Below are 4234 nucleotides of genomic sequence, written 5' to 3'. Positions count from 1 at the left end.
GCCATGGGCGAAGAAGAACATGGGCGACGCGTTTCTTGAGCTTGGCCTGCTGCCTTCTGCGGAGGATCTGTATCTTTCCATCCAGACAGAAAGCACTGTCCTGAAAATCGAAAGCGGCTTGCAGCTATTATCCCTTTACATAGAACAGGGAAGTTTAGACAAAGCGGTAGCTGTCATTAAGCAAGCTGTGGCGCTGGATCCTGACTATCCTGGAGTGACCGAGATTGCGCGTGCCTTTTTTGAAGAGCACCACGATTGGGATAATACTGTTGAACTGGCTGTCAATGAAGGGGTGCGCACTGGTTCGCCACGCTGGTTCGATGTGTTGACGCAATATGTGGATCAAGGGAATACAAGCACATTCGAACCTGCATATTTCAACACGGCTTTATCTGTATTATTCCAGGTAGACCGCAGCCGTTTTGAACGTCTGGCTGTTTCACTATGGCATAGCTACAGGGGCCAGACAACCTATATGACATGGCTGCGAGAATTCAATCATCTGTTCAGTGGAATGGATGGGAACAGAAGGGATGGCTGGAATCAGCTTTCGGCTGTATACCAGGATGCCTACTTTGAATTGATTAATGGCGATATGCTAATCAAGGAAATTTCACCTTTGATTCCAGATATGCTTACTAATTGGCTGAAGATCACGAGTCAGGCTAATAGCCTTGTTTCAGCATCTTCTATCATTGCCTGGAACGAAGTGTTCCCATCAACGATCAGTGGAGCTGCTATCCATGATGCAGAGACGATCATCTTGAATTCGCGTGATTACCACGATGGCTATGAGGATAGCATGAACCTGTTCACGACAATCATCAAGTGGGCCGAAGAACATGAAATCGAAGTCGGCAACCGGATCAAGTGGATGGTGCAAGAGCTGAACGAGTCCAATGTCCACAATTTATTGGTTGCAGGCATATCCGGAAATGGAAAGTCTTCTTTTGTAAATACAATCATCGGTGAAGAGCTGATCACTGCTCCTACAGCAGCGGTCATTCGTTTCAACGATCAGCAAAATACCGAGATCCTGGAAATTACGGATTCAGTTGTACGTGAAATTACGGATGTAAACGATTTTCAGGAAGTGGCTGGAGTACGCCGCCAAACGCATAAGAACGAAACAGTTATTGATTTTAAAGCTCAGTTCCCGTTCCTGCGTGAGCATGAATTCGCTTTAATCGACACACCGGGAGTCAACCGCAATAATTACGACAAGCATCCGCTGTTCAATTACCTGCGTTTTGCAGACAGCTTACTGTTTGTCCTGAATGCAAATGACCCATTCACAGAGAAGGAAAGAGATATCCTTACGAAGATTTCGGAGTATTTCCCTAACCTGCCGATCCACTTCCTCTTGAATAAAATGGATGTCATCTACAGCCAGCAGGAAGCGATTGAAGTTTTCGATAATACCTGGTCTGAAATAAGCCAATATTACCCTGAAGCTAAAATGTTTGCCTTCTCTTCAAATTATGAAAAGCAGCAGCAGCTAAAGGATTTCTCTGATTTTATCAAAACAAATCGAAACGCTATGAACTTCGAAGAAGAGCGAACTTCCAAACTGCAATTCTTCGTCAGAAGGGCGATCACTTATTTGCTTGATAAGCGAATTGAAATCGAAAATAACCATATGGAATCCATCAGCTGGAATGAAGAAATGGTTGGTAAGCTGAATGGAGCCATCAATCAGCTGGGAGATATTGAGGAGGAAAAATCACGCTCTATTCAAAAATCGTTCCGCAAAATTAAGGACGATACCCGCGCTGAAATCATCGAGAAAATTCCCGAACTGCTTCGCGGCTGTACTGATTTAGTGACGGAAGAGAGTGATTTTGGAAGGCTCCATGATGAGATCGATAAAGAAATGAATATACGAATTCAGGAGTATCTAGACAACACGGTGCTGCCTAAATTCCATGAAACTCTAGAAGGCTGGGTACAATTTTCAAAGGATGAATTCGGCCATAGCCAGTCCTACCTGAATGAAATGGCTGAAGGCTTCAATGCGATGTATGGGGATGAACGGATTAAGCTCGAATGTGATTTCAGAGTGCTCGATGACTGGCGCCGCGATGCTGACCGGATGACGAATGGTGTCTATTATGAAAAGGTAAATATCATGCACAGATCGACTCCTCAGCAGTTCTTTTTAAAGAGTGCTGGTAAGCTTCTTGGAGTGCTGCCGCAAAATAATACGATGCTGTACAATCGTTATAAAACGTATCTTGAAACCGAAGATTACTATGAAATCGCCGTTTCGATTGCGAACAAGTTCCTTCAGCAATTCGAGATTTTCGAAAAATCGATTGAACGTGATGTTAATCTATTCTTCAAGCAGCCTTTCATTGCTCTTGAGCATGCCGTTGAAGAGGCACGTTCAGAAATTGAATATGGCAAGAATGAGCTTGAAAAAATGAGAGTGAACCCTGAATTGTATCGCGATCCATTGACATTGTATGAAGTTAAACTGCGTCAATATGAATGGATGACAGCGGCAGGCAGAGGGGAATAACTAGTAAAAGGAAGATTCCTGATTAGGGATCTTTCTTTTTTTATCCAGTCAAAGACGAATAAAATTTAATTTTCGAAATAATATTGACAATATGAGTATAGGAGATTAAAGTAAGTTTATCGATTTGCTCCGTTAACTTAATAAAGAAATTCTCTTATCAAGAGTGGCAGAGGGACTGGCCCTGTGACGCCCGGCAACCGTTCCATACGGAATTGGTGCTAAATCCTGCAAAACATTTTTATGTTTTGAAAGATAAGGGAGGAAGAATCTGTCTGTTCTTTTACGCTGATGAAACCTCTCTTTTCTAGAGAGGTTTTTTTATATGGTTGGAAAAAGCAAATCAATTTTAAAGGGGGAAAAAGACATGAAAAAAACTGGTTTGAAAAAGGTATTCTTAACAGCGGTTGCGACAGCGCTTTTGCTGACAGGCTGCGGCGGCGGGGAAACAAAGACTGCGAGCGGACCTGTTGAAGGAGTTCCTGATCGCTTTGCTAAAGGGGAAGAAGTGAAAATCAAGGTCATCCGCAAGATTGGCGGCGATGACCATACTGCTCAGTATTTAGCTGGGGCTAAAGCAGAAGGAGAAGCGCTTGGCTTCAAGGTTGACGTATTCACCGCAAATGGCGATACGGCAAAATTCCATGATGCCATCAACCAGGCGCTTCAGCAGGATTATGATGGATTTCTGATTTCCCATGGTGACGACGCAGCTACCGTGGATGATGTAAAAAAGCTAGTCGAAAAGGGAAAGAGCGTTGTCACATTTGACTCAAATGCAGACATTGCCCAGGTAAAAGGAGTCACCCTCACTTCCCAGGACGATGAAGCACTGGCCAAACTAGCACTGGATCAGCTGGTAAAAGAACAAAACGGTGAAGCCAATATTGTCTACCTTTGGGTTGACGGTTTCCCGCCAATGGTGAGAAGAAATAAAGTGTATCAGGAAACATTGAAGGCTAACCCTGGAATTAAAGAGGTTGAGAGATTCGGAGTGGCAGCTGCCGATACAAGTGTCCAGACGCAAAATGCAGTGGCAGCGATGCTGAATAAGCACCCTAAAGGTGAAATCGATGCAATTTTTGCAACTTGGGATGCATTCGCGATTGGTGCTGCCCGTGCGATTAAGGAAGCTGGACGCGATGAAATCAAAATCTATGGAATCGACGTCTCCAACGCGGACCTTCAGGAAATACAGGGAGAAGGCAGCTCATGGAAATATACTGCCGCTGTAGATCCTAAGCTGATTGGCGCTGTTAATATGAGAATCCTGGCAAAGAAGCTTGCGGGAGAAGAAACACCACAAACATATGACCTTGAAGCAGCGTTGATTTCTCAGGAACAGCTGCAGCAGTCAAAAAACCCGGTGAACATGGTCAATCTGGCTGAAATCATCGAAGGCTGGGGCAAATCTGATGCATTTGCGGAAGATTGGATGGAGAAATTGAAGGATCACTACAAAAAATAACGAGGAATTTTAAAAATTCACTGTTGGAAGCACCGACTAATTGGCATTCAAAATTATATTGGCGAAGTTCACAGGTTTATTGGCGAAGTTACAAATATATTGGCGGAGTTCACAATTATATTGGCGAACTTGAAATCCCGTTTGATTTTTACCAATTTCCTGCAACTAAAAAAAACAAAAGCAGACACTATCAAAATCAAGAGAGTGTCTGCTTTGCAGATTGATAGGAGAGGAGGAACATATATGAC

General features: G+C 43.5%; 2 protein-coding genes and 1 riboswitch. Both genes read left to right on the top strand.

Features of this window, described 5'->3' with window-relative positions:
- Positions 1–2521 (top strand): dynamin family protein (locus WB217_RS14695; RefSeq protein ID WP_423993983.1); only part of this gene is annotated, 2521 nt, incomplete at its 5' end.
- Positions 2522–2672: 151 nt separating this feature from the next.
- Positions 2673–2780, top strand: a riboswitch (SAM riboswitch).
- A 105-nt stretch (positions 2781–2885) separates the two neighbouring features.
- Entirely contained in the window at positions 2886–3986 is a 1101-nt protein-coding gene (locus WB217_RS14690) for a sugar ABC transporter substrate-binding protein (RefSeq protein WP_423993982.1), read from the top strand.
- Positions 3987–4234: the final 248 nt, after the last annotated feature.

The organism is Mesobacillus sp., from assembly GCF_049588175.1.
Taxonomy (GTDB): Bacteria; Bacillota; Bacilli; order Bacillales; family Cytobacillaceae; genus Mesobacillus.
This window is presented reverse-complemented; position numbering and strand designations above follow the sequence as displayed.